The following is a 2,225-nucleotide window of genomic DNA, read 5'->3' as shown; positions in this document are numbered from 1 at the left end:
GTGCTGCGGCATGGCTCTCAAAAGAGCGAATGTGGGAGAATAGGCGAGCGGATGCTGAGCGTATGGACGCTTCTCAGTTGGGGACCCGATGGCTGGCTTGACGACATCGTCTCTGGTGCTGCTGTCACGGTTCTTCTGGCCCTCGCAACGCTTCCAATCGGATTGACGATCGGCTTTTTTGTAGCGCTGGGAAAACAATCCGAGGAACCCTCGCTGCGCATTGCCGCCAACATCTACACGACGATCTTCCGTGGATTGCCCGAACTGGTGACGCTGTTTCTGTTTTTTTTCGGCGGCCCGCTGATCCTGCAATATCTCATCAGACTGGTAAGGCCCGAGGCGACAATCGATGTTAACGCCTTCGTCGCTGGCATGATCGTGCTTGCCATCATCTTTTCGGCTTACGCCAGCGAGGTTTTCCTTTCAGCGTTCCGGGCCATCCCAAAGGGCCAATATGAGGGTGGCTACGCAGTTGGCCTTTCATACGGGCAAACGATGCGCAAAGTGATTTTGCCGCAACTGGTTCGCATCGCCTTTCCGGGCCTGGAGAATTGCTGGCTGAGCCTGCTCAAGGACACGTCGCTGGTGTCAGTGGTCGGTTTGGCAGAAACGCTCCGTCAAGCTGGCGTGGCCGCACGCGTCACCAAACACACATTCCTGTTCTTCAGTGTGGCCGCCGTGGTATTTCTTATCTTGGCGGTCATTTCATCCCTCGCCACCCGCGCCATACAGCGCTCGCTTGCCCAGCGGGAGGTACGGCGATGAGCGTTGCGGCCGACGCCAAAAGCGTTGTGGAACGGCCTCCCCCGCGAGCACGTGGCTGGCCGCGCTCCCGAATTGTCGGCTACGTGCTGATAGGCCTCTGGATTGCCGCTGGCGGCGGCATTGTCGCCTATCTGGCTCTCGCCTGGAACAGCGAACTCTTTGCCAAGTACGGCCCTAGCTACCTACAAGGGCTGGGTGTGACGCTTTCGCTGGTTGGCATTTCGATTGTCCTTGGCGCCATACTGTCACTTCCGGTCGCCTATGCGCGCATGTCGAAGAACCGCATCCTGTCCGGTCTTGCCTATTGTTACGTCTATTTCTTTCGCGGAACGCCGCTGCTCGTGCAGACCTTTCTGGTCTATTACGGGGTCGGCTCGTTCAAACCACAACTCGAAATGGTTGGGCTGTGGGGCTTTTTCCGTGAGGCGTTCAACTGTGGCGTCTTTGCATTTGCCCTCAACACGGCCGCCTATCAGGCCGAAATCCTGCGCGGCGCCATCGAAAGCGTGCCGAAAGGCCAATGGGAGGGTGCTGCTTCACTCGGCCTGCACAAATTGCAGACGTTGTGGAAGATCATCCTGCCGCAGGCAATGGTGGTCGCGCTGCGGCCGTATGGCAACGAGCTTATCCTGATGATCAAAGCGTCCGCGATCGTCGCCATCATCACCGTGTACGACCTGATGGGCATGGCAAAACTGACCTACTCCCGCACCTTCGATATTCAGGCCTATATCTGGGTCGCCGTCGTGTATCTGGTGATGGTCGAGGTGCTGCGTCACGCGATCGAATGGATCGAACGCCGGATCACCATTCACCTTAAGCGCTGACCGAAACCGCCTTTCTGCACCAGTCGTTGGAGCGTCCCCGCGTCTTGACGTATTCGCCGCATGGCCTAGAGCTTGCGCCAGCAAAATCTGGTTCCCGTTTGGAAGGCAAGCCCATGGCATTGGTGGCATTTCTCGGTCTTGGCGTCATGGGTTATCCGATGGCCGGGCACCTCAGGAGCAAGGGCGGCCACGACGTCACCGTCTACAACCGCACTGTTGCCAAGGCCGTGCAATGGGTCGGCCAGCATGGCGGCCACTTCGCGGCGACGCCGGCGGAAGCCGCCGAAGGCAAGGACTTCGTCTTCTCCTGCGTCGGCAATGACGACGATCTACGCTCGGTGACGATTGGCGCCGACGGCGCTTTCCAATCGATGAAGAAGGGCGCGGTCTATATCGACAACACCACTGCCTCCGCCGAAGTCGCCCGCGAGCTTTCGGAGAAGGCGCAGGCGCTCGGGTTCTCCTTCCTCGATGCGCCGGTTTCCGGCGGCCAGGCCGGCGCTGAGAACGGCGTGCTCACTGTGATGGTGGGCGGCGAGCAAGCAGCTTTCGACCGGGCCAAACCGGTGATCGATGCTTTTGCCCGCATGGTCGGGCTGATGGGGCCGTCGGGTGCCGGCCAGCTCACCAAGA

Annotated in this window: 3 protein-coding genes; all 3 read left to right on the top strand. The window is 59.6% G+C overall.

Annotated features, from left to right (window positions below; all coding sequences use genetic code 11):
• Positions 1 to 51 precede the first annotated feature (51 nt).
• A complete protein-coding gene (locus EOA33_RS33000; protein ID WP_127407523.1) occupies positions 52 to 765 on the top strand; it encodes an ABC transporter permease in 714 nt (237 codons plus the stop codon).
• Complete coding sequence (locus tag EOA33_RS32995; protein ID WP_126054505.1) at positions 762 to 1,592, top strand: ABC transporter permease; 831 nt, start codon at positions 762 to 764, stop codon at positions 1,590 to 1,592. The genes EOA33_RS33000 and EOA33_RS32995 overlap by 4 nt, the downstream gene beginning before the upstream one ends.
• 113 nt (positions 1,593 to 1,705) lie before the next feature.
• Positions 1,706 to 2,225 (top strand): NAD(P)-dependent oxidoreductase (locus EOA33_RS32990; protein ID WP_145989433.1); only part of this gene is annotated, 520 nt, incomplete at its 3' end.

The sequence above is a fragment of the Mesorhizobium sp. M4A.F.Ca.ET.050.02.1.1 genome (genome assembly GCF_003997725.1).
In the GTDB taxonomy this organism is placed as follows: domain Bacteria; phylum Pseudomonadota; class Alphaproteobacteria; order Rhizobiales; family Rhizobiaceae; genus Mesorhizobium.
This window is presented reverse-complemented; position numbering and strand designations above follow the sequence as displayed.

What these genes read in the sequence shown, in the direction of transcription:
- EOA33_RS32995 (WP_126054505.1), top strand. Translation starts at nt 762, where the DNA reads ATGAGCGTTGCGGCCGACGCCAAAAGCGTTGTGGAACGGCCTCCCCCG.
- EOA33_RS33000 (WP_127407523.1), top strand. Translation starts at nt 52, where the DNA reads ATGCTGAGCGTATGGACGCTTCTCAGTTGGGGACCCGATGGCTGGCTT.